The 25,739-nt window shown below is 54.8% G+C and carries 29 protein-coding genes; 25 read left to right on the forward strand and 4 right to left on the reverse strand.

Annotated features, from left to right (window positions below):
- The first annotated feature begins 39 nt into the window (after positions 1–39).
- From BUA44_RS00610 to BUA44_RS00690, 17 genes are all read left to right on the forward strand, one after another.
- A complete protein-coding gene (locus tag BUA44_RS00610; RefSeq protein ID WP_072807640.1) occupies positions 40–297 on the forward strand; it encodes an AlbA family DNA-binding domain-containing protein in 258 nt (85 codons plus the stop codon).
- Positions 278–898, forward strand: a complete 621-nt coding sequence (locus tag BUA44_RS00615) for an ATP-binding protein (protein ID WP_072807641.1) — start codon at positions 278–280, stop codon at positions 896–898. Before BUA44_RS00610 ends, BUA44_RS00615 begins: the two co-directional genes overlap by 20 nt.
- Complete coding sequence (locus BUA44_RS16095; RefSeq protein WP_083579402.1) at positions 867–1,082, forward strand: helix-turn-helix domain-containing protein; 216 nt, start codon at positions 867–869, stop codon at positions 1,080–1,082. Before BUA44_RS00615 ends, BUA44_RS16095 begins: the two co-directional genes overlap by 32 nt.
- A gap of 492 nt (positions 1,083–1,574) precedes the next feature.
- Positions 1,575–2,636, forward strand: coding sequence for a PDDEXK nuclease domain-containing protein (locus BUA44_RS00625; RefSeq protein WP_072807642.1), 1,062 nt, complete (start codon positions 1,575–1,577; stop codon positions 2,634–2,636).
- A 46-nt stretch (positions 2,637–2,682) separates the two neighbouring features.
- Positions 2,683–2,868, forward strand: a complete 186-nt coding sequence (locus BUA44_RS15480; RefSeq protein WP_072807643.1) for a hypothetical protein — start codon at positions 2,683–2,685, stop codon at positions 2,866–2,868.
- Between the two features lie 373 nt (positions 2,869–3,241).
- Positions 3,242–4,282 carry a PDDEXK nuclease domain-containing protein gene (locus BUA44_RS00635; RefSeq protein WP_072807965.1) on the forward strand — a complete coding sequence of 347 codons (1,041 nt, stop codon included), beginning with the start codon at positions 3,242–3,244 and terminating at the stop codon, positions 4,280–4,282.
- A gap of 18 nt (positions 4,283–4,300) precedes the next feature.
- Positions 4,301–4,540: a winged helix-turn-helix domain-containing protein gene (locus BUA44_RS16100; RefSeq protein ID WP_072807644.1), complete on the forward strand. Its 240-nt coding sequence runs from the start codon at positions 4,301–4,303 to the stop codon at positions 4,538–4,540.
- A 76-nt stretch (positions 4,541–4,616) separates the two neighbouring features.
- Positions 4,617–6,284, forward strand: coding sequence for a thiamine pyrophosphate-dependent enzyme (locus tag BUA44_RS00645; protein WP_072807645.1), 1,668 nt, complete (start codon positions 4,617–4,619; stop codon positions 6,282–6,284).
- A gap of 15 nt (positions 6,285–6,299) precedes the next feature.
- Positions 6,300–6,773 (forward strand): 2-oxoacid:acceptor oxidoreductase family protein, encoded by a 474-nt coding sequence (locus BUA44_RS00650; protein ID WP_072807646.1) that lies wholly within the window; start codon positions 6,300–6,302, stop codon positions 6,771–6,773.
- Positions 6,774–6,956: 183 nt separating this feature from the next.
- Positions 6,957–7,880, forward strand: coding sequence for an LPS export ABC transporter periplasmic protein LptC (gene lptC / locus BUA44_RS14975; protein WP_255370408.1), 924 nt, complete (start codon positions 6,957–6,959; stop codon positions 7,878–7,880).
- Entirely contained in the window at positions 7,877–9,268 is a 1,392-nt protein-coding gene (locus BUA44_RS00660) for an LPS-assembly protein LptD (protein ID WP_143151797.1), read from the forward strand. Before lptC ends, BUA44_RS00660 begins: the two co-directional genes overlap by 4 nt.
- The gene (lptB, locus tag BUA44_RS00665) at positions 9,265–10,002 is read left to right on the forward strand and encodes an LPS export ABC transporter ATP-binding protein (RefSeq protein ID WP_072807647.1); all 738 of its coding nucleotides are present in this window, start codon (positions 9,265–9,267) and stop codon (positions 10,000–10,002) included. Before BUA44_RS00660 ends, lptB begins: the two co-directional genes overlap by 4 nt.
- An 8-nt stretch (positions 10,003–10,010) precedes the next feature.
- Positions 10,011–11,696, forward strand: a complete 1,686-nt coding sequence (gene rpoN / locus BUA44_RS00670; protein ID WP_072807648.1) for an RNA polymerase factor sigma-54 — start codon at positions 10,011–10,013, stop codon at positions 11,694–11,696.
- Positions 11,697–11,872: 176 nt separating this feature from the next.
- Entirely contained in the window at positions 11,873–12,190 is a 318-nt protein-coding gene (gene hpf / locus BUA44_RS00675; RefSeq protein ID WP_072807649.1) for a ribosome hibernation-promoting factor, HPF/YfiA family, read from the forward strand.
- Positions 12,191–12,193: 3 nt separating this feature from the next.
- Complete coding sequence (gene hprK, locus BUA44_RS00680) at positions 12,194–13,225, forward strand: HPr(Ser) kinase/phosphatase (RefSeq protein ID WP_072807650.1); 1,032 nt, start codon at positions 12,194–12,196, stop codon at positions 13,223–13,225.
- A 26-nt stretch (positions 13,226–13,251) separates the two neighbouring features.
- On the forward strand, positions 13,252–14,169 hold the full coding sequence (locus tag BUA44_RS00685; protein WP_072807651.1) for an MlaD family protein: 918 nt from the start codon (positions 13,252–13,254) through the stop codon (positions 14,167–14,169).
- Positions 14,170–14,248: 79 nt separating this feature from the next.
- Positions 14,249–14,722 carry a TraR/DksA family transcriptional regulator gene (locus BUA44_RS00690; protein WP_072807652.1) on the forward strand — a complete coding sequence of 158 codons (474 nt, stop codon included), beginning with the start codon at positions 14,249–14,251 and terminating at the stop codon, positions 14,720–14,722.
- 323 nt (positions 14,723–15,045) lie between these two features.
- Here the strand turns inward: BUA44_RS00690 and BUA44_RS00695 are convergent, their stop codons facing one another.
- Entirely contained in the window at positions 15,046–16,173 is a 1,128-nt protein-coding gene (locus tag BUA44_RS00695) for a serine hydrolase domain-containing protein (RefSeq protein WP_072807653.1), read from the reverse strand.
- A 175-nt stretch (positions 16,174–16,348) separates the two neighbouring features.
- Between BUA44_RS00695 and BUA44_RS00700 the strand changes: the two genes are divergently transcribed.
- The 6 genes from BUA44_RS00700 (at position 16,349) to BUA44_RS00725 (ending at position 20,023) form a co-directional block, all read left to right on the forward strand.
- On the forward strand, positions 16,349–16,735 hold the full coding sequence (locus BUA44_RS00700; RefSeq protein ID WP_178348714.1) for a hypothetical protein: 387 nt from the start codon (positions 16,349–16,351) through the stop codon (positions 16,733–16,735).
- A 20-nt stretch (positions 16,736–16,755) separates the two neighbouring features.
- Complete coding sequence (locus BUA44_RS00705) at positions 16,756–17,295, forward strand: NUDIX hydrolase (RefSeq protein ID WP_072807967.1); 540 nt, start codon at positions 16,756–16,758, stop codon at positions 17,293–17,295.
- Positions 17,292–18,164, forward strand: coding sequence for a patatin-like phospholipase family protein (locus BUA44_RS00710; RefSeq protein WP_255370409.1), 873 nt, complete (start codon positions 17,292–17,294; stop codon positions 18,162–18,164). Before BUA44_RS00705 ends, BUA44_RS00710 begins: the two co-directional genes overlap by 4 nt.
- Positions 18,165–18,270: 106 nt before the next feature.
- Entirely contained in the window at positions 18,271–18,510 is a 240-nt protein-coding gene (locus BUA44_RS00715) for a DUF1653 domain-containing protein (RefSeq protein WP_072807656.1), read from the forward strand.
- 27 nt (positions 18,511–18,537) lie between these two features.
- On the forward strand, positions 18,538–19,005 hold the full coding sequence (locus BUA44_RS00720; RefSeq protein ID WP_143151799.1) for a hypothetical protein: 468 nt from the start codon (positions 18,538–18,540) through the stop codon (positions 19,003–19,005).
- Positions 19,006–19,018: 13 nt separating this feature from the next.
- Complete coding sequence (locus BUA44_RS00725; RefSeq protein WP_072807658.1) at positions 19,019–20,023, forward strand: FISUMP domain-containing protein; 1,005 nt, start codon at positions 19,019–19,021, stop codon at positions 20,021–20,023.
- An 18-nt stretch (positions 20,024–20,041) separates the two neighbouring features.
- On the opposite strand, the gene BUA44_RS00730 is transcribed toward BUA44_RS00725, so the two are convergent.
- Positions 20,042–20,956, reverse strand: coding sequence for a DMT family transporter (locus BUA44_RS00730; protein ID WP_083579432.1), 915 nt, complete (start codon positions 20,954–20,956; stop codon positions 20,042–20,044).
- Between the two features lie 183 nt (positions 20,957–21,139).
- On the opposite strand from BUA44_RS00730, the gene BUA44_RS00735 reads away from it, so the two are divergent.
- Entirely contained in the window at positions 21,140–22,417 is a 1,278-nt protein-coding gene (locus BUA44_RS00735) for an O-acetylhomoserine aminocarboxypropyltransferase/cysteine synthase family protein (RefSeq protein WP_072807659.1), read from the forward strand.
- A 20-nt stretch (positions 22,418–22,437) separates the two neighbouring features.
- On the opposite strand, the gene BUA44_RS00740 is transcribed toward BUA44_RS00735, so the two are convergent.
- A complete protein-coding gene (locus tag BUA44_RS00740; RefSeq protein ID WP_143151800.1) occupies positions 22,438–24,309 on the reverse strand; it encodes an LTA synthase family protein in 1,872 nt (623 codons plus the stop codon).
- Between the two features lie 76 nt (positions 24,310–24,385).
- Positions 24,386–25,321, reverse strand: coding sequence for a hypothetical protein (locus tag BUA44_RS00745; protein ID WP_083579405.1), 936 nt, complete (start codon positions 25,319–25,321; stop codon positions 24,386–24,388).
- 30 nt (positions 25,322–25,351) lie between these two features.
- Here BUA44_RS00745 and BUA44_RS00750 point away from each other — a divergent pair, with 30 nt between their 5' ends.
- Complete coding sequence (locus BUA44_RS00750) at positions 25,352–25,735, forward strand: co-chaperone GroES (RefSeq protein WP_072807661.1); 384 nt, start codon at positions 25,352–25,354, stop codon at positions 25,733–25,735.
- Positions 25,736–25,739: the final 4 nt, after the last annotated feature.

The following is a 25,739-nucleotide window of genomic DNA, read 5'->3' on the forward strand; positions in this document are numbered from 1 at the left end:
AACATCAACTAGCCGCGAACGCGGCTACATGGAGGCTGCATGGCTACGAAAGTTTTGGTTAAAGAATGTCAATACGCTGAATTTAAACAGTCTTGGCAAGATGAATACCTGAAATGGATTTGCGCATTCGCAAATACCGAAGGCGGGTCGCTTTTTGTCGGCGTTGACGATAAAGGCTATGCTTTGTTCATGCAGGGGCGCACTTGGGATTCCGTTTCTGTTCCCGGAATTTCGACGAAGGAGTTGGATCACGGAGCGCTAAATGACACGGGCGGCCATGATGTGTTTCTATCCTGACCCGGAAAGCTGGGTTACGGGAGCGTACATAAAGATTGGTTTTTTCGCGACCGAAGCGGATATTTTGTATCAAGACGAAATCCATGGACCGCTTTTGATTCAGGTCGAGCGGGCGATGGACTTGATTTTCACGAAATACATGAAGGCGTTGGTGAGTTACGAGGGAATCAATCGCCAGGAGCGGTTCTTTTTCCCGCCCGACGCTTTCAGGGAATTGTTGTTGAACGCCGTCGTCCATAAGGATTACACTGAAACGACTCCTATCCAAATCAAGATTTATTCTGACCGTATCTGGATGTGGAATCCGGGCAACATGCCGGAAGAAGTGAAGGTGAAGGACCTTTTCAAAAAGCATGTTTCTAAACCGCGTAACCCCAATATCGCCAATGTGTTTTTTAAGAGCGGCTATGTGGAAAGCTGGGGACGCGGCTATTACAACATTGAATTGGCTTGCGAAGAAACTGATTCCAAGCTCCCTAAGCCAAAGGCCGAATTTGGCGGGCTTACGGTTGAATGCCGTGCAAGCGACCAGTATAAGGAACTTGCTAGTAAATGGAATATAGGGGGGGGTGAATCCGCCTATAAATCCGCCTATAAATAAGACGCAACAAGTTCTATTGGATTTGGTTAAAGAAAACAACAATTATACTTATGATGATTTAGCGTCGTTAACAAATAAGCACCGCGATACTGTTCGTGAGAACTTGAAAAAACTCCAGGAACTTGGCCTTATCCGTAGAGTCGGTGCTCGCAAGAATGGCCATTGGGAAATTGTTGAGAAATAAAATCCAAGTGTGGCCCCATGAAATATGGGAAGGCGAAGACCTTCGCAAAAATCGCGGATGGAAAGCCGTCGAAGAATAGCGCGGGCGTTGACTTTTCTCAAACCTCTTTGTATATTTATCCCCGTATTACGACAATCCCTGCGACAGTCGGCATAGGCCTTGCGGCCCGTACGTGCATCCGCGGTGGGGTTCATCAACCTTCTTGTTGATGTTGTTGGATAGCTGGCAGGAGAAACAGCCTGCTCGAGTGTGTGGCGGAAGCCATGCCAAGTAACGCCGGGGAAAGCCCCCGCCAACAGCATCGCAAGAGCATCCCAAATCAAACATAAACAAACCTTGATTGCGTCCGCAGTGTAGGCGCAATTCTCGCTTTGAACGGTAATTCTCCGTTAAAATCGACCGCCGACGGCGGGCGAATTGAAAAAATGCAGAAATTGCCGCAGCCCGGAGCGGGATGGAACCGGTCACAAATTGTGACCACATGGAGACTATATGACTAAAAATAAAGAGAACGTCCCTGCAAAAGCGGTGGAATCACTGTTCAACAAGGTCTCGAACTTGATTGAGCAGGCCCGCGTGCGTGTGGCTGCGGCAATGAATGTTGCCGAAGTCTACACGAAATACCAGATTGGGCGATTAATCGTAGAAGATGAGCAAAAAGGTAAGTATCGAGCGGAATATGGCAAGCAGATTCTATCGAAGTTGTCAGAACGATTGTTATCAACCTATGAAAGTGGGTGGACCGTTGATACGCTCAAGCGTTGTCGCTTCTTTTATCGTATTTATTGTCCCCAGCAAATTGGGGCAACAGTGTTGCCCCAATCTGAAGTTTTGCCCGATTTTACCCTTTCGTGGTCCCATTACCTGGTTCTCATGCGCATCAAGAATGCCGATGAGCGGCGCTTTTACGAAATTGAGGCCACTTCCGGGAACTGGTCTGTTCGCGAGTTGCAGCGGCAGTATGGTTCAAGCTTGTACGAACGTCTTGCACTGAGCTGGGACAAGGAACAGGTCGCCCGCCTGTCGCGGGTTGGCAACGTGGTGGAAAAACCGGAGGATATCATCAAGAATCCGGTGACGCTTGAATTTGTTGGCTTGAAGCCGGACGCTTCGTATTCGGAATCGAAACTGGAATCTGCTATCATCGGTAAATTGCAAGATTTCCTGCTTGAATTGGGGAAAGGATTCCTGTTCGAAGCGCGTCAGAAGCGTTTCTCCTTTGACGAGGACAACTACTATGTGGACTTGGTCTTGTACAATCGTCTGCTGCAGTGCTATGTGCTCGTTGACTTGAAGGTCGATAAGTTGACGCACCAGGACTTGGGCCAAATGCAGATGTACGTAAACTATTACGACCGCTATGTAAAGCAGGATTTTGAAAAGCCGACTATCGGCATTCTGCTTTGCAAGGAGAAGAAGGATACCCTTGTGAAGTTGACTTTGCCCGAAGATGCGAATATTTACGCCTCCGCCTATGAGCTGTACCTGCCGGACAAGAAACTATTGCAGGCGAAGGTCAAGGAATGGGTAAATGAATTTGAAAATGCAAGATAAGAGTATTGTGAAGATGCGCCCTTCAAGCAACTAATGGAGAAATACGATGAAGAAAAAATCAGAAGAAGAGAACAAGAAAGATAATACTGGATGGAATGCCTTCTTGGAATTGCGCAGGCAGGCATTGCACAATATGCAACAGCTTTCCGCCGATGCCGAGAAGGCAGGTTCCGCAGGCATGACGCTCGACGAAATCAACGCTGAGATCGCTGCAGCCAGGAGCGGGAAGTAACGCGCAGGCGTTGACTTCCTGCTGGTCTCTTTGTATATTTATCCCCGTATTACGACAATCCCTGCGACAGTCGGCATAGGCCTTGCGGCCCGTACGTGCATCCGCGGTGGGGTTCATCAACCTTCTTGTTGATGTTGTTGGATAGCTGGCAGGAACACGACCTGCTCGAGTGTGTGGCGAAAGCCGCGCCAGGTAACGCCGAGGAAGACCCTCGCCAACAGCACCGCAAGAGCATCCCAAAACATAAAGAAACCCTAATTGCGCCTACAGTGTAGGTGTAGTTCCCGCTTTGAACGGCTGTTTTCCATTTTAAATTGCCGCAGCCCGGAGCGGGAAGTAACCGGTCGCAAATTGCGACCTCATGGAGGCTATAATGAAGTCAAAAGAAGTTATCTCTACGAAGCTGATCCAAGATGCCAAGCAAATCATCGAAAATGCGCGAAAGAATGCGGTCAGGAGTGTTGATTTCTGTCGTGTCCAGATGTATTGGAATCTTGGCCGTCGGATTTTCGAAGAAGAACAGCATGGTAAGAAGCGTGCCGATTACGGGGCGTATATCGTGAAATCGCTTGCTGAAAAGCTGGAAGCGGAATATGGGAGCGGTTTTTCTAAGCGTCAATTGGAATTTTGCCGCCAATTTTTCATTACCTATCCAATTGCGAATACAGTGTGTTCGCAATTAAACTGGTCCCAATACAAGCTTCTTCTGGCTATACATGATAAAGATAAAAGGGAATATTATCAACACGAATCGGTAAATAACGCATGGACTAAACGCGAACTCGAACGCCAAATCAACAGCCAACTATACGAACGCCTTTTGCTCAGTAACGACAAGGAATCCGTGCTGGCGGTCGCTCGCAAGGAGCGCATCCCTGAAACTCCGCAAGAGGTCATCAAGGATCCGATGATATTGGAATTTGTTGGGTTGAAAATGAATTCGGCCTTTTATGAAACCGATTTGGAAGGTGCGATTATTTCGCATATTACGGATTTTCTTCTCGAACTGGGTAAGGGTTTTTCCTTTGTTGCACGGCAGAAGCGGATTATGCTCGAAGACGATGAATTCTTCATCGACCTCGTTCTTTACAACAGGCTGCTTCGCTGTTTTGTGATTATTGAAATCAAGACGGGCAAAATCACGCATCAGGATATAGGCCAACTCCAGATGTACGTGAATTACCACGACCGAGTCGAGAAATTGCCTGAAGAGAACCCGACCATCGGCATTCTTTTGTGCGCGGGCAAAAACGATTCTGCTGTGAAAATGACTTTGCCCGAAGGCAACAAAACTATCCTCGCTAGTGAGTATAAGTTGTATCTGCCCACCACCGAGCAATTGGTCGGTGAAATCAACGAGGCCAAGGAACTCGCGAAAAAAAGAACTGCCCAACCAAACAAAGGAGGACGTTGAAAATCCTTCTATTACGCATTGAAAAAAACTACCCAATCCTACCCCAAAAAACTACCCAAAAAAACTACCCAGAAAACTACCCAGAAAATACTTGATGCGATATCAAATAATCCTAATGTGACTAGGTTGGAGTTATCAGAAATTTGTGGAATAACTGCTGACGGCGTAAAATGGCAATTGAGAAATCTCACAAAGTCTGGGCGCATTGCTCGCATCGGCGGGGATCGTGGAGGCCATTGGGAGGTGCATGATAAATAATCCCGGCCATTTTTCTATATTTCCGTGTGTTTAAGGCCGTGCCTTAAGAACCATTTGACACAAGAAAAGGAACGCTATGCCAGCTTTTGATCCGAATGCGAAAAAGATGCTGATTTCGGGAAACGAGGCCATCTCGCTTTCCATGCGCCACTGCAACGTGCAGTTTGCCGCGGGTTACCCGGGTACCCCCTCTACCGAAATCCTCGAGGACTATTCTGAACTCGGCGGGTATGCCCAGTGGGCCCCGAACGAGAAGGTCGCCGCCGAAGTGGCCCTGGGTGCAGCCTTTGGCCATGCCCGCAGCGTGGTCACCATGAAGATGGTGGGCCTCAACGTGGCAAGCGACGTACTCTACACCGCGACCTACACGGGCGTAGATGGCGGCATGGTGTGGATTGTTGCCGATGACCCGGGCCAGGGCAGTTCCCAGAACGAACAGGACACGCGTAACCATGCGAAGGCGTCTGTTTGCCCGATGTTCGAGCCCAGCAACTCGCAGGAAGCCTACGACTTCTTCCGCATCGCCATGCAGACGAGCGAAAAGTTCAAGATTCCGGTAATCCTTCGCATGACGACCCGCGTGGACCACTCCAAGTCCATCGTCGTGCCGAAGGAAGAACTTCCGGCGATGGTGCCGAACTTCGAACGTAACATCGCCCAGCACGTGATGGTGCCCGGCTTCTCTAAGCCCGCGGGCCGCAAGCTCCGTGCCAAGATGGACGAGATGGAAGCTTGGAACGTGGCCGAAGGCCCGAACAAGGTGGAAATGCGCAGCGCCGACATGGGCATTATCACGAGCGGCATCAGCTACCACCACGTGCGTGAAGCCGCCCCGGAAGCAAGCATCCTCAAGCTCGGCATGACCTACCCGCTGCCGATGCAGCTCATCAAGGATTTTGCGAAGAAATTCGAGGGCAAGCGCCTGCTCGTGATCGAAGAGAACGACCCGTGGCTCGCCGAGAACATCAAGGCCGCGGGCATCCAGTGCGAAAGCAAGTACGACCCGATTTTCCGCTTCGGCGAACTTGACGTGAACCGCGTGCGCCGCATTATCGCGGGCGACAAGAATCCGGACCCGGTTCCGGTGAAGGGCAAGCCGCCTATGCTCTGCCCGGGCTGCCCGCACCGCAGCTCTTTCGCGGTTCTCAAGGAACTCGACTGCATCGTCTCCGGCGACATCGGCTGCTACACGCTGGCAGCCCTCCCGCCCATCAGCGCGATGGACTACATGATTGACATGGGCGCCGCTATCGGCATGGGCATTGGCCTGCGTAACGTGCTCCCGCGCGAACAGGCCAAGAAGGTCGTCTCCGTGATTGGCGACTCCACCTTCGTGCACAGCGGCATCACTGGCCTCGTGGAAGCGGGCTACAACCGCCCCGACACCGGCCATGTGGTCATCATTCTCGACAACAGCATCACCGCCATGACGGGCCAGCAGGAACACCCGGGTACGGGCCGTCACCTCGACCATAGCCCGGCCTACAAGCTGGACTACGGCGCCATCGCGAAGACTGCCGGCTTTGACAACGTGTACGAAGTGAACCAGGTCAAGGAACCCGAGAAGTTCAAGGAACTCGTGAAGGAAGCGCTCGAGAAGGACGAGCTCACGCTTATCGTGGCGAAGAGCCCCTGCATCCTCGCTCTCAAGAGCATCCTCGCCTGGGACAAGGCCAACAAGGAAAAGGCGGAAAAGGCTCTCGCCGAGTCCGAAGCCGCTGCAAAGAAGAACGGCAACTTTTAACGGAGATTAATTTGTATGAGCGTAGTTAACGTGAAATTTGCCGGCCTCGGTGGCACAGGCGTTATCAAGGCGAGCGACGTGATGGCGGAACTCGTGTTCGAACAGGGTTACGACGTGAAGAAGGCCGAAGTGCACGGCATGAGCCAGCGCGGCGGTTCCATCGCAAGCGACGTCCGCTTTGCGAAGGGCGAAGAGGTGCAGTCCCCGATGATCCCGACGGGCGAGGCCGACTACCTGGTGGTATTCGACGAGACGCAGGTCGTGGTGAACGAGGCCTTCCTCAAGCAGGGCGGCGTGCTCCTCACTCCGGCGGACATCGATGTCTCGAAGCTCGAGAACGTGAAGGCCCTGAACGTCGCGATGCTCGGCAAGCTCAGCAAGCATTTCGACTTCACGGTGGACCAGTGGACGGTCGCCCTGAACAAGCTCTTCGCCGAAAAGTTCCACGAAGGCAACAAGAAGGCGTTCATGCTTGGCCGCGAAGGCTAATCGCTAACTGTCATCCTGGAGGGTTCGCAGAACCCGATAGGATCTATGCCTGATTTAGGCCTTTGAGGGTCCGGAAACACCAATCCGGGCCCTTAAATATTTGTACTTTGTGCATAAATGGCACGGTTTTTGCAGTATATACTGCGCGCGCTGAAATGTGCGCTGTACCGCGGTTCTCGGTGTATGCCCGGACCGCGTTATGCCGTTGTGCCTGTGGCGCTGTGCGTGGCCCTGTTCATGGGCTGCGAAGAAATCGAAGAAGAAAAGCCGTGGATTCACGTGGACCGTCCGCAGATGCTGTTTACCGACACGACGCTTTTGGACTGCTACGACAAGGACGTTCTCTCGTGGAAATTGAAGACCGCGTATTTGGAACGCTGGTCCGACAAGGAGGTGGTGTTCATGCGTCCGGTGCTCGTAGATATCTACGATTCCGTGGGCGAACGCGTTGCCTTCTTGCGTGCGGACTCGGGCCGCATGGATATGCACTTTACCTACGTGTATGCCTACGGGCACGTGTACGCGCTGACCCCGAAGGGGGCGTCGGTGCGTGCGGATTCGCTCTTGTGGAACAAGCGCGACAACATGGTGCGCACCGACAGTTACGTGCGCGTGGTTTCCGAGGATGGCGACGTGCTGCAGGGCAAGGGATTCGAGAGCGACGCCCGTATGGACAACTGGCGCATTCTTTCGAACGTGACGGGTATTTTCCAGGATGCGGCGAAGCGCATGAAGGAAGAGGACAAGAAGCAGGCGGAAGAACTCGAGAAGAAGCCCGATTCTACGGCGGCGCCTGCCGTGGCGCACCCGGCTCCGGTCGCTAAAGCTGCGCCGCCACAGCCCGCGAAAGTCGCTCCGCCACAACCTGCTCCGGTAAAGGCTGCGCCTGCAAATGCTGCGCCGGTAAAGAATGCGCCGGGCAAGGCTCCGGCCGCTCAGCCCGCGGATTCCGCGTCCACCAGGCAGAAAGGCCGCTTCAAGTCGATTGTACGCCGGGGTGTTTCCGAGAGAATTACGGAAGATACTGCCGCGATGCCTGCACCTCAAGAAGAATCTGCCGCAGACCCGAATGGGGGAACGCGCCCGCGGGCAAAGAGGCGCGAATGATGCAGGCATTTGGACAACGTTGTCTTGAACTGCGGGGGCGCCGTTACCCGCGGGTCTGCCTGCGGGTTTTCGCCATCCTGCTTGCGCTTGCATTGCTCCTCCCGGTAGGTGCGTTCGCGCAGTCGTCCCCGCTTATCATGAAGCACGCGGATAACCTCGCCGTCGCGCGCAAGCGGGGTTCCTTGTTGCTGGAAGGCCGCGTGTTCTTTGTGCACGATAGCGTGCAGTTCCGTACCCAGCGCGCCACCTGGAACAAGGATGCGGAAGTTGTGAACTGCGACGGCGGTTTTTTGTTCACGCACCCCTCGGGCTTTATCCAGGCGAAGAGCGGCATGTACCGCAAAAAGCAGAGCCTTGCCACCGCGATGGGCGATGTAATTGCGGGCGACTCCGCAAGCTCGTACAGGTTTACGGGTGACTTTTTGGAATACGACCGCGAGAACGAAATCCTCACGATGCCGCAGAAGCCCAAGCTGTACCAGTACGAAAAGCGCAAGGACGGCGGTACGGACACGCTCACCATCGAGGCGAACAAGATTATCTACAACAAGAAGGCCTCCTTTGCCGAGGCGTACAAGAACGTGAAGGTGACGCAGAGCGACATGGTGGTCACTTGCGATACGGGCTATTTTGACCGCGCGAACAGCTGGCTTTCGCTGAAGGGCCACCCTACGTTCGATATGAAGAACTACCACCTCACGGGCGATTCCATCTACCTCACGATAGACGAGAACAAGAAGACCCTCACCTCGGCACTCGTGATAAGGAACGCACACGGCATCTCGAAGGAAAACCCGAAGAAGAACGCGCCTGGCAACGTGACGGAAGCGTTCGGCGATACGCTGTTCTGCGAGTTCAAGGACAACAAGATTGAGCGCCTGTACGTGAACCTGAACGCGAAGGGGTTCTTTTACGAGACGGACCTGCCCGACTACAGGAACCTGATGGACGGGAACCGCCTCGACATGTATTTCAAGAAGGGCAAGATGGACCACGCCGTCGTTTCGGGCAAGGCGCAGAGCACCTACTTCTACGTGAAGAAGGACCGCACGGTCTCGGGCAAGAACGAGGCCGCGGGCGATACCATCAACATCGTGTTCGACCCGCTCAAGAATGCGGTAAAGACGCTCAGGCTGCTGGGCCGCAGTACCATCGCGAGCGGGCGCTACGTGGACCTCGAAAAGGAACAGCGCGAGAAGGCCGCGAAGGAAAAGGCACTCAGGGATTCGCTTGCGGCTGCCGGCGTCTCCGATACGACCGGCTTGACAAAAACCCGCGCCGGTAACGATAAGAAGGAGCGCCGCAAGCCGAACGCGCTCAGGCCCTCGATGAACAAGATGATAAAACGCGCGAAGGAAAGCAAAAGGAAGGAGGAAGAATCTCCATGAAAAGCTTGGTAAGTACAATCCGTACGGACAAACTCCGCAAGGTCTACGGCGGTCGCCAGGTGGTGAGCGACGTGTCCATCAGCGTTTCGCAGGGCGAAATCGTCGGGCTTCTCGGGCCCAACGGTGCCGGCAAGACAACTTCCTTCTACATGATTGTGGGCATGGTGCGCCCCGATTCGGGCCACATATTCCTCGACGATATCGAGATGACGGACAAGCCCATGTACAAGCGCGCGCGCCTCGGGGTGGGCTACCTCCCGCAAGAGGCTTCCATATTCCGCAAGCTCTCCGTTGAAGACAACATAATGGCAATTCTCGAGACGCAGGGCCTCAAGCGCCGCGAGCGCAAGATGCGCCTGGAACAGCTGCTCGAGGAATTCAAGATTACGCATATCCGCAAGACGAAATCCATGAGCTGCTCGGGTGGCGAACGCCGCCGCCTCGAGATTGCGCGTGCGCTCGCGAGCGACCCCTCCTTCCTGTTGCTCGATGAACCTTTCGCGGGTATCGACCCGATTGCCGTTGCCGACATCCAGTCCATCATTTCGGGGCTCAAGGACCGCGGCATGGGCATCCTCATTACCGACCATAACGTGCGCGAGACGCTTTCCATTACCGACCGTGCCTACATTATGTACAAGAGCCAGGTGCTGACCGAGGGTTCGTCCGAATACCTGGCGAACGACCCGGAAGCGCGCCGTATATACCTGGGCGACAGTTTCCGCCTGGACTAGGAGTTTTGATGAACTTAGGCATGCAAATAGGACAGTCCCAGCGACTCGAGCAGAACATCTCGCCGCAGATGTTGCAGGCGGCTGCTATTCTGCAGAAGACTTCGCAGGAACTGGATATCGCCATCAACGAGGAACTTTCGGCAAACCCGCTCCTTGAAATGGACGATGAGGTGCCCGAGGATACGGGTGCCGAAGAGAGTGCGGACGATTCGGGCGACGACGGTGAAATTCGCGAGATGGATTTCGAGAGCGGAAATCTTGAGGATACCGCCGACCACGATTACGACATTTCGGACAACGTTATCGATACCGACATGGAGCGCCGCTTGACTGACGGGTCCTATGACGAGGACGCTCCGTTCAAGGATTTAAACGCGCCTTCCAAGGATGCCTCGGACGAGTGGGACCGCCCGCAGAAGGACCGCGACAAGAGCCTGCAAGATAATTTGCGCGACCAGTTGCGCGACTGGAACGGCAATTCGCTATTGGTGGAGCAACTCAAGGACGAGGGCTGCTCCGAGGAACATTTCCGCACGCTGGTGCAGTACCTTATCGATAGCCTCGACGAGGACGGTTTTTTGCAGGGTGCACCCGACGAAGTGATGATGAAGATGGCCGCCGATAGGGGCGAGGACAAGTTTATTGTCGAGATGGAACGCGTAATCCGCGACGAGATTCCGCTGGAAAGCGCGAGCATGCCCGTGGCGGAGGCTTTCCACGTGCTGCAGGGGTTCACTCCCCGCGGTATCGGAGCCCGCGGGATGCAGGAATCCTTCATTATCCAGGCGCAGTACGTCGAGGGCTTCCCGGAACTCACTCTCCGTATACTGAAGGAACATTTCGACGACCTGATGGAACTGCGCTACCCGAAGATTGCGAAGGCGCTCTCCGTGCCGGTAGATGAAGTGCTGAAGGCTGTCCGGTATATTTCGAAGCTTACGCCGCACCCGGGCAGGCTCATCTCCAACGCACCCACGCAGATAAAGCAGGTGGACCTGCGCGTGGAACGCAAGGGTGGCAAGTTCGAGGTGGAATGCACGCAGGATTCTTGGAAGAAGGTCAAGCGCCTTCACGTGAACAAGCTGTATGCCGACATGCTCACCGACGGTTCCAAGCTCGACAAGGAAACGCGCGAGTACATCCTGAACAACAAGCGCAAGGCGGAAGAGTTTATCAGTGCGGCGAACAACAGGTTCTCTACCATGGAACTCGTGATGAGGGCTATCGTGAAGCGGCAGCCTGCATTCTTCAAGAACGGCCCTGCATTTTTAAAGCCGATGGTGCTGCAAGATATCGCGAGCGAGGTGAAACGCGACCTTTCGACGATTAGCCGCGTGACTAACGGCAAGTACGTGGAGACCCCCTTCGGGATATTCGAGCTCAAGGACTTCTTTACCTCGGGCGTGCGCCAGCAGGGCAAGCGCGCGGGCGTGCAGCCTGCCGCCGAAGATGCTCCGCTGGGCCCGGCCGTGAACGCCGGGGAAGAGGGTGACGAGGATGTCGTCGGCTCGGCCCGGATCCTCGAGGCCATCAAGGACCTGGTGGACGGCGAGAACAAGAAAAAGCCCCTCTCGGACCAGGCCATCGCCGACGCCCTGGCTGCCCAGGGCATCCAGGTGGCGCGCCGCACGGTGGCAAAATACCGCGAGGAACGCCTCAAGATACTCCCCGCCCGCCAGCGAAAGCTGCTCTAAAAAGCCTTTTTGGGGCAAATTTCGCCATTTTGGGGCCCTTATATTCCAATTCGGATTAATTATTCGTAAAAAAACTTTCATTTACTTGGTTTTTTCGGAAAAAAAGATGTATATACTCTAGATGCGAGGCGAACGGCCTTGCAAAAAATGCCATCTTTACTTACGGAGGTATCAATATGGATATTCAGTTTTCTGCTCGTCACTTCAACGCATCTGCAGGTCTCCAGGACCGTATTCAGGAAGAAATGGACAAGTTGGCCAAGTTCTACCCTAACATCACGAATGCTTCCGTAATCCTTGACCACGAAGTCGAACACCAGCGCCACTGCGAAATCACCGTGAACATTACCGGTTCCGTGGTCGTGGGCTCTGCCGACGAAGACAACATGGGCAAGGCGGTAGACGTGGCGCTCGAACGCGTGAAGGTCCAGCTGAAGAAGGCGAACGACAAGCAGAACGACCACCGCGCACAACCCGTTTCCAACCTGACGTAAGCCGTGTCTGAATCCAGGTTGAAAGACATCAAGATCCTGCACCGGGAAAAACTCTCGGTGCGGGACTTTTTTGCACATTTCGGAAAGGACCTGCAGCTCGCGCTCCATTCCCCGGAAGGCGACCTCGACACGAACATTGCCGAAAGCGGTATCCACCGCCCCGGGCTTGCGATGGCGGGCTACACGAAGGTCTACAGCTCCAAGCAGATTCAGGTGGTGGGCCATACGGAATGGAACTACCTCGAAAGCCTCGGGCCCGAGGGCCGCAAGAAGGTGTTCGAGAACCTCTCCGTTTTCCGTGCCCCGATGTGGGTGGTGACCCACGCGCAGATGCCGCATGCCGAACTCAAGGAGATGTGCTCCAAGCTGCATATCCCGCTGTTCTCGACCACGCTGCATACCTACGAGTTCAACAAGGTTGCCCAGAGAATTCTCGAGGAATTCTTTGCGCCGCACTCCATTATCCACGGGAGTCTCGTGGACGTGTATGGCATCGGCATGCTCTTTATTGGCGATAGCAACGTGGGCAAGTCGGAATGCGTGCTCGAACTCGTGGAAAGCGGGCACCGCATGGTTGCAGACGACGTTGTACACATCAGTCACGTGGGGAACGCGATTACCGGGCGCCCTGACCCGCTGATACGCCACCACATGGAAATTCGCGGCGTGGGCATTCTCGATGTCCGCTCCATGTTCGGCATTCACGCTATCCGCAAGGTGAAGAAAATCGAGGTGATCGTTGAACTCCAGCCGTGGCAGCGCGACGTGCGGTACGAACGCACGGGCCTCAACGAGCAGGAGGAGGTCGTGATGGGGGTCCATATCCCGAAGATTGTACTCCCCGTGGCGCCGGGCAAGAACCTCACCGTGATTTCCGAGGTTATCGCGATGAACTCGCTCATGAAGATGAACGGCCAGGACGTGGCCCGCGACTTCAACGAGGACCTGATGAAGAAAATCAAGGCGAAAGCGAAGGGCGAGTACACCGATGGCCTGCAAGAAATGGACATCGAGCACTGGTCGCTCTACGAATAACCTTATAAATGCTATCTTTCCCGCCGATGAACCAGCTCCTGAAGACAATCAAGGCAAACCTGTTCCCTTTTATCGTGTTCATGATATTGGTGTCGGCGTGTGTTTTTGGATGGTACTTCTACCACCCCTCGAGCCCGTACCACGCGCGCTACAGCTTTGTGGTGAGCTACCAGGAAGTCGGTACGCTCTCGCCGGGTAACCGCGTGGTGGTTCGCGGTATCGCGAAGGGCCAGATCCTGAAGGTGGAACTGACCGACGATGCCGTGTTCGTGAAGGTGGAAGTGCTTGCCGATGCGAAGATTTCCAGGCATTCCGAGTTCAGGCTCATCAACGCGGGCCTTATGGGCGAACGCGAAATGAACATCTTGACTGCGGATGACGATGACTGGATTGCAGACGGCGATACCGTGCTGGGCGCCTACGACGACGGCATTGCAGGTGTCGGGATGGTGTTCCTGAACGCGATTGCCGACCTCGACACGATGAGGCAGATGGTGGTGGCACTCAAGGATTCGCTTACGATCGGTACGTCGGGCAAGAAGATGGAACGAATCGTGAAGAAGGGCAAGAACCTGGTGCGTGCGGGAGAGAACCTGGTTACGGAGACGCGCAACGACGCGCAGGCCGTGCTCGACAAGGCCGAGTCCACGCTCCAGAAGGTCCGTGGCGTGATTGACGATGCTGCCTCCAAGGGGGCGGTATCTGTCGAGAAGGGTTCTGCCATGCTTGCCCACGTAGATAGCGTGCTGGCCCAGGTGAAGGCCACCAAGGAAGAACTTGACGCGGTGTCGGCAAGGCTGGACAAGACCGACAATACGGCCGGCCTGGTCGCTACGGGCAAGGGAAAGTTGGTTAAGGAATTAGACAAGATTTCGGTTGACATCGACAAGCTGACTTCCGATATAAAAAAGAGCGGTTTGAAGTTAAATGTGGATATTTTTTAAAAAAAATGTTCCACTTTGTAAAAAAAAAGATATTTTCCGCATATAATGTGTTTAACGGACCCTATGAAAGGAGCGTGCCATGAGTGAAAAGAAACCCGCTAAAATGAGTGATGCCGATCTGAAGTTCTTCGAGGAGATGCTCATCGAGAAACGTCGCCAGCTGGTGACGGCTCAGAGCGATTCTGAAAGGGCAAGTTCGTTCCAGGGCCAGAAGAACCAGGCGGGCGACGGTAGCGATTCCGACAGCGCCGACTCCGCGACGGACTACAATACGCTCGAAACCACGTTCTCGCTCGCGGCCCGCGAAGGCAAGTACCTCGTGTACCTCGAAGAGGCGTTGAAGCGCATTCACGACGGCACGTTTGGCGTGTGCAAGGTCTGCAAGAAGCTTATCCCGAAGGCCCGCCTCATGGCCGTGCCGACTGCCACCAAGTGCGTGAACTGCAAGGAAGAGACGAAGAAGAAGGAACAGGAAAACAACCGTATGGAAATGGCCCGACTCTTCGCCGAAGCGCAGCGCAAGGAGATGCAGAAGAGAGCCGCCGGCCGCTAATGCGAATGCGGCCCGCATTTTTTTCATCGTCACGCCGAAGCCCGCAGGGGCAAGGGCGTCCACTGTCATCCCCGGCTCCGGCCGGGGATCTATGTTTATAGCGGATTTTTGGAAAAAAGCAGACCAAATGGGTGGAAGGCGCACGTTTAGTCTGCTTTTTTATAGTTTGTGTGTAAAGAAAGGCCTCAAAAAAGGCGTTCGGGGAGGCAAAATAGGGCCAGACGGGGGCGAAATAGGAGAAATTGCCTCTTTTGCAGCCCGAATTTGTTTAATTTATCCGTAAAACGGCAGACCAAATCGCACTTTTGATTGCCACAGGTCTGCTAAAATCCAAAAAACGCGTCGGCAAGTGATGCGCGGAAGGCGTGAATGCGGTCGGCGCTTGCCTCGCGGTGCGGGTACGTGAAGTCACTGAGAAGCACGACTGCGGCGCCGGCGATGGGGTCGGCGACGATGCTCGCCCCGGTGAACCCGGTCTTCCCGAACGCATGGGGCGACACGCGCGACCCCATGAACTTGCCCTGGGCAAGTTCCCAGCCGAGGGCTGTGCAGGCGCCGTTCGCAGCACCTGCCGGCGAATCTCCCGCAGTAGAATTGCCCGCCGGCAAAAACTGTGCGGCACCTTCCCGAGTAAACGCGTTCTCGCTTACCATTTTCAATATGCCCGCGGGTGCGACGCGGATCTCGCTCCCGTTCGCGCCGGCTGCAATCCCGTCGTTCATGACCATATGCACGAACTTGAGCAGGTCGGGCACGCAGCTGAACATGCCGGCGCTCCCTACCGGGAAAAGCTTGCGCAATACCCACGCGCTCTCGTCGTGAATCTCCCCGCAAATCTCGCGCCCGCGGAACTCGCATATTTCCGTCGGGGCAATTTCTTCGCGAGGAATCGCATTCCACTCGCGGGTCAGCGGGTCCCAGCCGCTGCGCGTCATGTCGAGCGGCTCGAAGAACCGCTCGCGGCCCTGCTGTTGCAGGTCCTTGCCCGTAAGACGCTGCAGTATAATCCCGAGCAGCACGCTGGCCGGGTTCCCGTAGTTGAAATCCGCTCCGGGCGCCTTTGCAAACTTGTATGTAAATAGGGCGTTCAGGATACCTTCGGGCGGGAGCGTGCGCAAGGTCTTCATCGGCACGCGGTAATCCAGGCTGTGCGTCAGCAGGTGGAATACGCAGATATCCTCGCGGTAGTTTGTCTGCAATTCGGGGATGTAGTCTATTACCCGGTCGTCAAGGTGCAACTTGCCCTCCAGAATGTAGCAGAGGGCGAGTGTCGACGTGGGGCAGACCTTCGTGAGGCTAGCGATGTCGAAAACCGTATCTGCGGGCGTATTGAGCGCGACCGTGCGCGTGGTGCCGTCGGGCAGAATGAATCCCGCGACCGCCTTGTGGAACACCCCGGCGGATTCCCCCTGTGAAAGGAGCCTTTCGATATTGCTTTCGTTGAACGCCATGGCTGGAATTATAGCAAACCCGTGGATGGCCCTGATACTGTTTTGTCCGACAGGCTGCTTTTTGGGGCGATTGGCGACGCTCGTTTTGCTCGTTAAGAACTTATTTTACAAGAAAAAGCGATGCGAGTTTATTATGAAACAGCTTATTACGAAACCGTTTTTTATGTTTGTCCTTTTGGCGGCCGTGCTTAACCTCACCGGTTGCGCCATATTGCTGAACGTTAAGAAAGACACCCAGGACATCATCATCGTAGCGGAAGATGGCGGGGTATACGATTTTTATGTGGATAACAGTATCGTTTGCCGTAATACCGATAGGTGTGTCTATGTCCATAGCAAGGGAACCCCCTGCCAGCATACCTTCGACCTCAAGAGAGGGGATGATATTTACGGCACCTTGTTTTACGGCTATTGGGAAGAAAAGTCGACTTTAGCCAAGATGATGTCCGTATCCAAGCGTGAAGACAACGCATGCCCCGAAGAATGGGAAGGGGAAGCGATACACGTAATCGTGGAAATAGACCCCGATATCGATGGTCGCGAGGATTCTGCTGCCAGATAGTTTTTATTATCTTGTCTTTTATGCAAGAAGAGCAAATCGACATCCTGAACGCCGACGGCACCCCCGCGGGTTATTCCTGCGGGCGCACGCGCGTGCATGCGGAAGGCCTGTGGCACCGCACGGTACATATTTGGGCGTTCAACCGCGAAGGGAAAATTCTTTTCCAGTTGCGGGCCCGCGTGAAGGAAAATAACCCCGGACTTCTGGACACGAGCTGCGCGGGGCATATCTCTGCGGGTGATACCAGCGTGAACGCCGCCGTGCGCGAACTGCGCGAGGAACTGGGCGTGCGAAAAAGTTCGCGCGACCTCGAATATTTATTCGAGGCGACACACGAAAGTGTGCTCAACGGCGGCAGCTACCTGGACAACGAATACTACGACGTTTACAGGACTACCCTCACCGACGAGGAGGCTGCATCCCTCGTGCCGCAACCCGGTGAAGTCGACGATTTTGTCTGGATGACGCGCGATGAATTTTTCGCGAAGCGCAAGCTGCACCCCGAAAAGTTCGTGGATCACCCGAAGGATTACCAGTGGCTCATGGAGAATGCAAAATGACGATGTACAGGAATGCGGCCCTCGTGCTTGAAGGCGGCGGAATGCGTGGCGCCTACCTTTCGGGCGTGCTCGACGTGATGCACGATAACGGGCTCAAGTTCGGTGGCTATGCTGGGACGTCCGCGGGTGCCACGCACCTTTGCAGCTACCTTTCGGAACAGCGCGAAAGAAACAGGCGCATCGATGTCGTCCATTCGGCGAGCAAGCGCTACATGGGCTGGGGGAACCTCATCCGCACTGGCGAATTCTTTGAGGTCGATTACTGCTACAGGCAGATTCCCTACGTTATTGACCCGTTCGATTTCGAGAAGTTCCGCGAGAATGCGACCGAGTCCGAGTTCTATGCGGCGGCATCGAACCTGGAAACGGGCGAGGCGGCTTACCTGCTGACCCGCGACCTCGACACGCCCGAAGGCATGGACAGGATCCGTGCGTCGGCATCGCTCCCGCTGATGAGCCACATCGTAAATGTCGATGGCATGAAGCTCTTGGATGGCGGTGTCGCCGACAGCATCCCGTTCGAAATCATGGCGAAGAAGGGATTTGAAAAGCTGATCGTCATCGTGACGCAGCCCGAGGGTTACGTGAAGAAACCGAACTCGCTTGTTCCTTTGTTCAAAATCATCTACCGCAAGTACCCGAAGTTTATCGAGGCGGTAAGGACGCGCCACATACGCTATAACGAGTGCCTGAAAACGCTCGATGAATGGTGCAATCGCGGGACTGCGTTCCGTATCCGCCCGAGCGAAAGTTTCGATATCTCGCGCCTCGAGAAGGACAAGTCCAAGCTCGCGCGCCTCTACGATTTGGGCGTGAAGGACATGACCGCCCTCATGCCAAAGCTGTTGAATTTCTTAGAGAGTAAATGACGTGTCATTCTGAGCTATACGAAACTAAGAACTTTAGTTCTCAAGTTGAGTTATGCCCTTTGGGTAGGAGTGAAACGGAGTCGAAGAATCTAGTCGAGAAGAACCTATGTCTAAAGCAATTGCCGGTCGCAGGTACCGCCATTACAAGAAAGATACGATGATCTATACGGTCGTTACCGCCGATGCCCTTGACTGCGAAACGGTTGAACCCGTCGTAGTGTACCGCAGCGAGTACGAGACTCCCGACCACCCGAAGGGAACGCTCTGGGTGCGCTCCCGCAAGGATTTCGAGAGCCGCGTGATGCTCCCCGATGGCGTCGAGATGGACCGCTTTACGGAAATTTGATTGCCTCCGATTTGAGAAATGTATAGTTTGAAGAAGGAAATTTTTTTCATCTTGTTATTCGGCCTGTTTGCCCATGCAGAACAGTCGGATTTGTATTCGTTCTATTACAAGGGTGAACGGATAGAAGTTTGCCAGAAGGGGTGCCAGGTAAAATACGAAAAAAAGTACGATGGTATAGTTCTTCGCCACGAAGGGACTTCCGTGTATTTGATAGGCTATGGTGGTGATGTTGTAGGGTTCTTGTATGACTCCGGCTTCCGACTAGATAAAATGAGTGTGAATAATGAGTTTGTGGATGGTACGATGGTGAAGACGAAGAATTATACATATAAACTAAACGAGCTGTATGCGACAATGACTAATTATAATATATACCTTCGGCATGGCTTCTTTTTTGGTAATATACCTCCAGATTTTATGGAAGAATTGAAAAAGGACGATAAAAAAATTATTTTCACGATAGCCCCAAGAAAGGCTATCAGGACTGTAAAATAAGAAGGAGAAACAAATGAATCTCAAGAAGTTTTCTACAGCCACTGCGGCACTTGCTTTCGGGATTGCGCTTGTCGCATGCGACGACAGTTCCAGCGGACCTTCGCCCGAGCCGGGTTCCAGCGAGTCCCTGGGCCCTTCCGATGTCACACCGATGTCGAGCGATGACGAGACAAGTGTGTCCAGCAGCAGTGCCGCGGCGCCCGCAAGTTCTGCCGCGAAGGAATGCTTCAAGGATGGCATGGCAAGCATTACCGTACGCAACATGGAACGCAAGAATATTACGTGCCCGAACACCATGACGATATACGATTACGACTTGCAGATTCTCTACAAGTGCGTAGGCGATGCGCTTATCGAGACCGACATGGCGCCCTGCGGCGATGCCTCTTCCGTCACACCGCAGTCGAGCAGTTCCTCAAAGATCCCTGAGCCTGTCGAAGGGTCCAGTAGCGGTTCCCTTGTGGAATACGGCACGCTCACTGATTCCCGCGACGGCAAGAACTACAAGACTGTCGTTATCGGCGGCAAGACCTGGATGGCCGAGAACCTGAACTTTGACAACAGTGCTACTGCCACAGGTTCCATCGATTCCAGCTTCTGCTACGACGGTATTCCCGCGAACTGCGAAAAGTATGGCCGCCTCTACCAGGAATACGCCGCGACGGCCGTGTGCCCCGAGGGTTGGCGCCTCCCCACCGCAAGCGACTGGCGCGACCTGACCACTACGGCGAAGAGCGAGTTCGGCGACAACAACGGCTCCCTGCGCGCCGTGGGCGAGTGGGAAAATACGATTTTTGGAGACAACGTAACAGCCACGAACGCAAGCGGGTTCTCCGCTCTCCCGGCAGGTTACCGCGCCAAGACGGGCGAATGCGACGGCGAGGGCACCAAGGCCTATTTCTGGGGCGAAGACAACATGAATCACTACGCCTGGATACTCTCGAATCAGTACGACATGGAGAAGGAATCCATGCAGCGCGGGTACTTCGCCTACGCCGTGCGTTGCGTCAAGGACTAGTAAATCAGGAACCGCGGACTAGGAACCGCGTTTCATCTCGGCCATGACCATGCCCGCGACAATCGCTACCGCACCCGCGATGGCGACAGGCGTGATGCGTTCCCCGAGGGCGATGACCGCCGTAATGATGGTGACGAGCGGGATGGCGTAGATGTAGTTGCTCGCGAGCACCGTGCCGAGCTGCTTCAGCACCTTGTTCCATGCGAGGTAGCCGAGCAGCGACGAGAAAACCGTGAGGCAGACGAAGTTGAACGATACGACCGGTTCCGCGAAATTTTGCCACGGGATATCGAACGTTTTGTGGATATCGCCACCTGCCTCGAAGAATAGCGCGGGCAGCGACATGAGCGCCCCGTAAAAGAACATCTTGCGGGTTATGAACAAAGTAGAATACACGCCGTTGAACTGGCGCACGACCAGCGAATAGATGGCCCACATGACGGACGAGGTGAACGCGAGCATGTCGCCTACGGGCGAAAGCTTCAGGATGAACTTGCCGTTCAGCACCACGAGCACCATCCCGACAAACGTAATCAGGCACCCGACAACCTGCCGCTTGCCGAGGCGCTCCGCCTTGTACAGGATGCCCCCGAAAATCATGGTGAGCAGCGGGTTCGTGCAGACGATGAGCGAGACGTTGCTGCTGGGCGAAAGCGAGAGCGCCGTGTTCTCGGCCCAGAAGTAGAGCGTACAGCCCGTGATACCGCAGATGAACAGGATGATTTCGTGCTTCCAGTTTTGGCAGCGGAACTTCTTGTGGGATGCCGCGAGCAAGATAAGGTAGGTGACTGCGAACCGCAGCGTAAAAATCTGTACTGCGGTAAAGCCGTGATTCAGGAGCACCTTCGTGCTTACGAAACTCGTGCCCCAGAACGCAATCGTCGCGATGGCGAGGATATGCCAGAGGGCCATGTTGTTGCGCGCGGGTGTCATCGATGCCAAAGATAGAAAAAGGGATGCTTAACCGTCGGTCGATTTTAAATTTATGCAAATATTTGCATAAACGCATTGACAAGGTATAGTCTTTTTCTATATTTACCTACATAACAAATAGGTTTGGCGACCCCGGGTCGATGACTATCTATATTTGAATGCGTAATTAAACAAGAGGCAAAAATGTCCAAGATCGAAACTTTGTGCGTACAGGGCGGCTGGCAGCCGAAAAACGGCGAACCGCGCGTCCTCCCCATCTACCAGAGCACCACTTTCAAGTACGAGTCCAGCAACGCGATGGCCGACCTGTTCGACCTGAAGGCCAGCGGCTACTTCTACACGCGCCTGCAGAACCCGACCAACGATGCCGTGGCATCCAAGATTGCGGCCATGGAAGGCGGTGTGGCTGCCATGCTCACGAGTTCCGGTCAGGCGGCGAACTTCTTTGCCGTGTTCAACATCTGCGAGGCGGGCGACCACTTCATCAGCACCAGCGCCATCTACGGCGGTACGAGCAACCTCTTCAGCGTTACCATGAAGAAGCTCGGCATCGAATGCACGTTCGTTGACCAGGACGCTAGCGACGAGGAAATCGAGAAGGCCTTCCGCCCGAACACCAAGTGCTTCTTCGGCGAAACGGTGGCTAACCCGGCCGGCAAGATTTTGGACCTCAAGCGCTTCGCCGACATCGCCCACAAGCACGGCGTGCCGATGATTGTGGACAACACGTTCCCGACTCCGATTCTCTGCCGCCCGATCGAATTCGGCGTTGACATCGTGACGCATTCCACCACCAAGTACATGGACGGTCATGCGATGGCTGTGGGTGGCTGCATCGTGGATAGCGGAAACTTTGACTGGGAAGCCCATCACGACAAGTTCAAGGGCTTAACCGAACCGGACCCGAGCTACCACGGCCTTGCCTACACGAAGGCTTTCGGCAAGGGCGCCTTCATCACGAAGGCTACGGCCCAGCTCATGCGCGACCTCGGCAGCATCCAGGCTCCGCAGAACGCGTTCCTCCTGAACGTTGGCCTTGAAACGCTTCACCTGCGCATGCCGCGCCACTGCGAGAACGCTCTCGCCTGCGCAAAGTTCCTGCAGAACCACCCGAAGGTGGCCTGGGTGGACTACGCGGGCCTCGAGGGCAACAAGTACCACGAACTCGCGAAGAAGCAGTTCAAGGGCGGGCTCCCGTGCGGCGTTCTCACCTTCGGTATCAAGGGTGGCCGTGAAAAGAGCATCCAGTTCATGGACAACCTCAAGATGATTTGCATCGTGACCCACGTGGCCGACGCCCGCAGCTGCGTGCTGCATCCGGCAAGCCACACGCACCGCCAGCTCAGCGACGAACAGCTCATCGAAGCAGGCGTCGCGCCTGACCTGATCCGCTTCAGCGTGGGCATCGAGAACGTCGAAGACATCATCGCGGACCTCACGCAGGCCCTCGACAAGGTGTAATTCAAACGGCGCATAAGCGCCTAAAAGAACACTTTGTTCCGCTTGTTGTCGAAGATGGAATTGTGCTGCAGGAATCTATATTCTTGCAGCATTTCTTTTTCTTTGCCGCTGGCGTAGTTGTAGTTGAGGAACTTGTGGTGTTCTGTGGAATAGAATCCCCAGGAGTTCATGGCGGGGATTTGCTGCTGCATGTCGCTCAGGAACCTGTTGTAGGCGGGTAGCCCAATGCCTGCGACCTTGTACACATAGTTGCCCAGGTAGTTGAGGCTTGTCAGGGGTACGTCTACGGATTTTGATTCGTAGTTTGTCCACACGAAGAAGGGTACTTTGTACAACTTTTGACGGTCCTTCAGGGTTGCGAAATTTTTGCCGTAGAGGTCTATGTAGAAATGTTTGTTTAGCCCCGGGAAGTGGTCGCCATAGAATACAATGACGACTTTCTCTTTAACTTGTTCAAAATAGTGCAGCAGGTATTTTAGCGCCTTGTCGGATTCGCGGATGAGGCCTGTGTAGAGTTCTGCGTCGGGGTATCCTGGGTATTGCTTTAGCGAGACCTGGAGCTTTTGGCTTTTCCCGTCGGGAATGTAGCCGCTGTGGTTCTGCATGGTGACGCCGTAAAGGAACAACGGCTTTTTCTTGTGCTTGAATTTGTCGATGATGTATTCGAACATCTCCTGGTCGCTCACGTAGCCGCGGAGCATTTTCTTTTGCGGGTAATCTTCCAGGAAGGTGGTAGTTTCGAAACCGAGAAGCGGCCAGATGGTTTCTCTGGACCAGCCCTGCCTATGGAACGGGTGCGTGGCGATGGTCTCGTAGCCGAGCCCCCTGAGGTAGGTGGCCATGGAGTAGGCGGGCGCCTTTATGTACATCTGGTAGACGGATATGCCGTGGTTGAAGAACGCCATGGAATTGCCCGTCAGGAATTCGTATTCGGAGTTGGCCGTGCCGCCGCCATAGACGGACGAAAGCGCGAGCCCTTTGACGGCGTTCTTGTGGAGCGTCTTGTAGAAAAGCGTGTCGCCGAATTCCGGGTTCAATGTGCTGATGTCGGCATAGGCTTCGTCCATGATGACGATGATGGAGGGGCGCTCCGCAGTGGAGTCGGCGCGTGTAGAGTCGGCGGAAGTTGTGCTAGCGGGAACTGTGCCGGCGGCAGAGTCGGTGGGATGTGCGGCGTAGCGCTCGGCGATTTTTTCTGTTATCTCGTAGGAATACCCTTCCGGAACCTGCTTGAGGGTGGTGACAATCTGCGCGAAGAAGTTGACCAGGAACCCGTTGTGGGTCGAGCCCATCTTTTCCCAGCTCATCACGTAGACGGAGGGGAGCCTCGCGATGGAAATGCCTGCCGCCGCCACACACAAGATGGCAGAAACAATGCGTACAAGCTTTCGCTTGTTGAATTGTGCGGGCTTGAGGCAGAAGCCCATGTGCAAAATAAGCAGGTACGAGAACAGCCCGCAGGTGGGGTTGAATGTCCAGCCGAAATTGTAGTTGCCAGCGACGTTTTTTGCAATCCCGATGGCCAAGAAATCCATGGGGGTGAACTCGTTCCCGCGGAATTTGAAAATGTAGTAGTTCGCAAGGGAAAGGAGCAAAAACGGAATGATGCCTACGGCAAATGAAAGTCTCGGCTTTAGCGTGATGGCCAGCAGGAGCAGCGGGAATGTAGCAAGCATCAGGAGTTCTGCTATAAAGTTCCTCCAGTGCGCAATAATGACGAGCCCGATGTGCGTGTCGGCAAAACTCTGCGAGACCTGGGTAGAAAGGAAGCAGGCTATGAAAAACCAGATGAAGGTGTAGGTAGTGTTCTTTTGCGGGGTCGTTTCGAATTTTTTGCAGCCGATGAGGGCAAAGGCGATGCCGAAGGGGATGCCTGCCACGATATAGCCCATCGCCGTGAAGGTCAAAAAAGCGATTGTGCCTAGTGCGATTCCGGTGTTGCGGTGTGTAAGGTAGGCGCGGAGCAATTTATTTTATCCCGTTTGCCTTGTAGTACGGCACGTCGTTCAGCACTTCCTTGACCCACCCGCTCTTGAGCGGGCTCTTGCGCCATTCAACGCCGACCCCTTGCAGGTCGCGTTCCGGGTAGAACGTGGCGATGGCGTCCTCGTTATTTTGTGCGGAATCAAGCGCGGCGCGGAGTCTCTTTGCCCCGAGGTAAATCTGTGCCAGCCCTTCGCCGGAATCGAGCGCGAGCAGGCCCCTGCGGCGGTTCGCGCTCTCGTAATTGAAGTCGAAATCGGAAATGTGACGCATGAGCGACATGAGCACGGCGGGGTCCACCTTCTCGCGGATGCTTGCCTCCATGGCAGGCAGCGCGCAGAGTTGCTCGTTGTTCCACTGCGTTCCCTTGTACGTAATTGTCAGCTGGTGGCTTTCGCCGATACTCTGCATGCCCATCGTGTAGCGGGGCCCGAGTTTCTTCTTTACGCCCTTGAGGATGTTTATGGTGCGGTTCCTGAACTGTTTGTAGCCGTCGAACGATAGCGTGAGCGTGTCGTCGAGCCGCACGAGCCTTGCGGTGGTGGGCTTCTTGACCACGTCCTTGTAGACGGCGACGAGGGCGGGCATCATGTAGGCGAGTTCGGGTTGCGCCTGGTCGAGGTTGCAGGCAGTATCGATGGTGATGGCGCCCTGGTCGCGCATGCCGATGATGATTCCGCGGGAGTAGTCCGTAAACAGCGTGTCGGTCTCGAGCGCGGGTGCCTCTTCGCCGGAGCGCTGGTACACGAATGCGAGCGCGATGGCGAGGATGCACAAGGGCGGTATCGCGACGGCGATGCGGACCTTGTTGCTGCGCCAGAGAACGCGGAACATGCGCATACCTTTCTGCGTGCGCAAGAAGAGCAGCACGATGCATGCGGCTATGATAAGCCAGAGGATTACGAGCGCTATAAATACCACACGTGTAATATAAATTCTATTTTTGTGCCTATGATGGATTCTTTGAAAAATGTTGCCGTAATTGGCGACCGCGTATTGATAAAGCCTCTCGAAGCGTCGAACCGTACGGGCAGCGGGCTGTACCTGCCGCCGAGTGTAAAGGACCACGATGCCGTGCATGCGGGGCTCGTGATGCGCGTTGGCCCGGGTTACCCGATTCCTGCAAACCGCGACCCGGATTCCATCTTTACCGGCGAGAACAACGAGCAGGTGAACTACGTGCCCCTGCAGGTGCACGAGGGCGACGAGGCCCTGTACCTGCACGCAAGCGGAACCGAGATAGAGATAAACGGCGAGAAGTACGTTATCGTGGGGCAGAACGCGATTCTGCTCGTGCTCCGTAACGAGATTCCCGACAGTATCGACAACCTCTAGTTTT

This window comes from Fibrobacter sp. UWR3 (assembly GCF_900143055.1).
In the GTDB taxonomy this organism is placed as follows: domain Bacteria; phylum Fibrobacterota; class Fibrobacteria; order Fibrobacterales; family Fibrobacteraceae; genus Fibrobacter.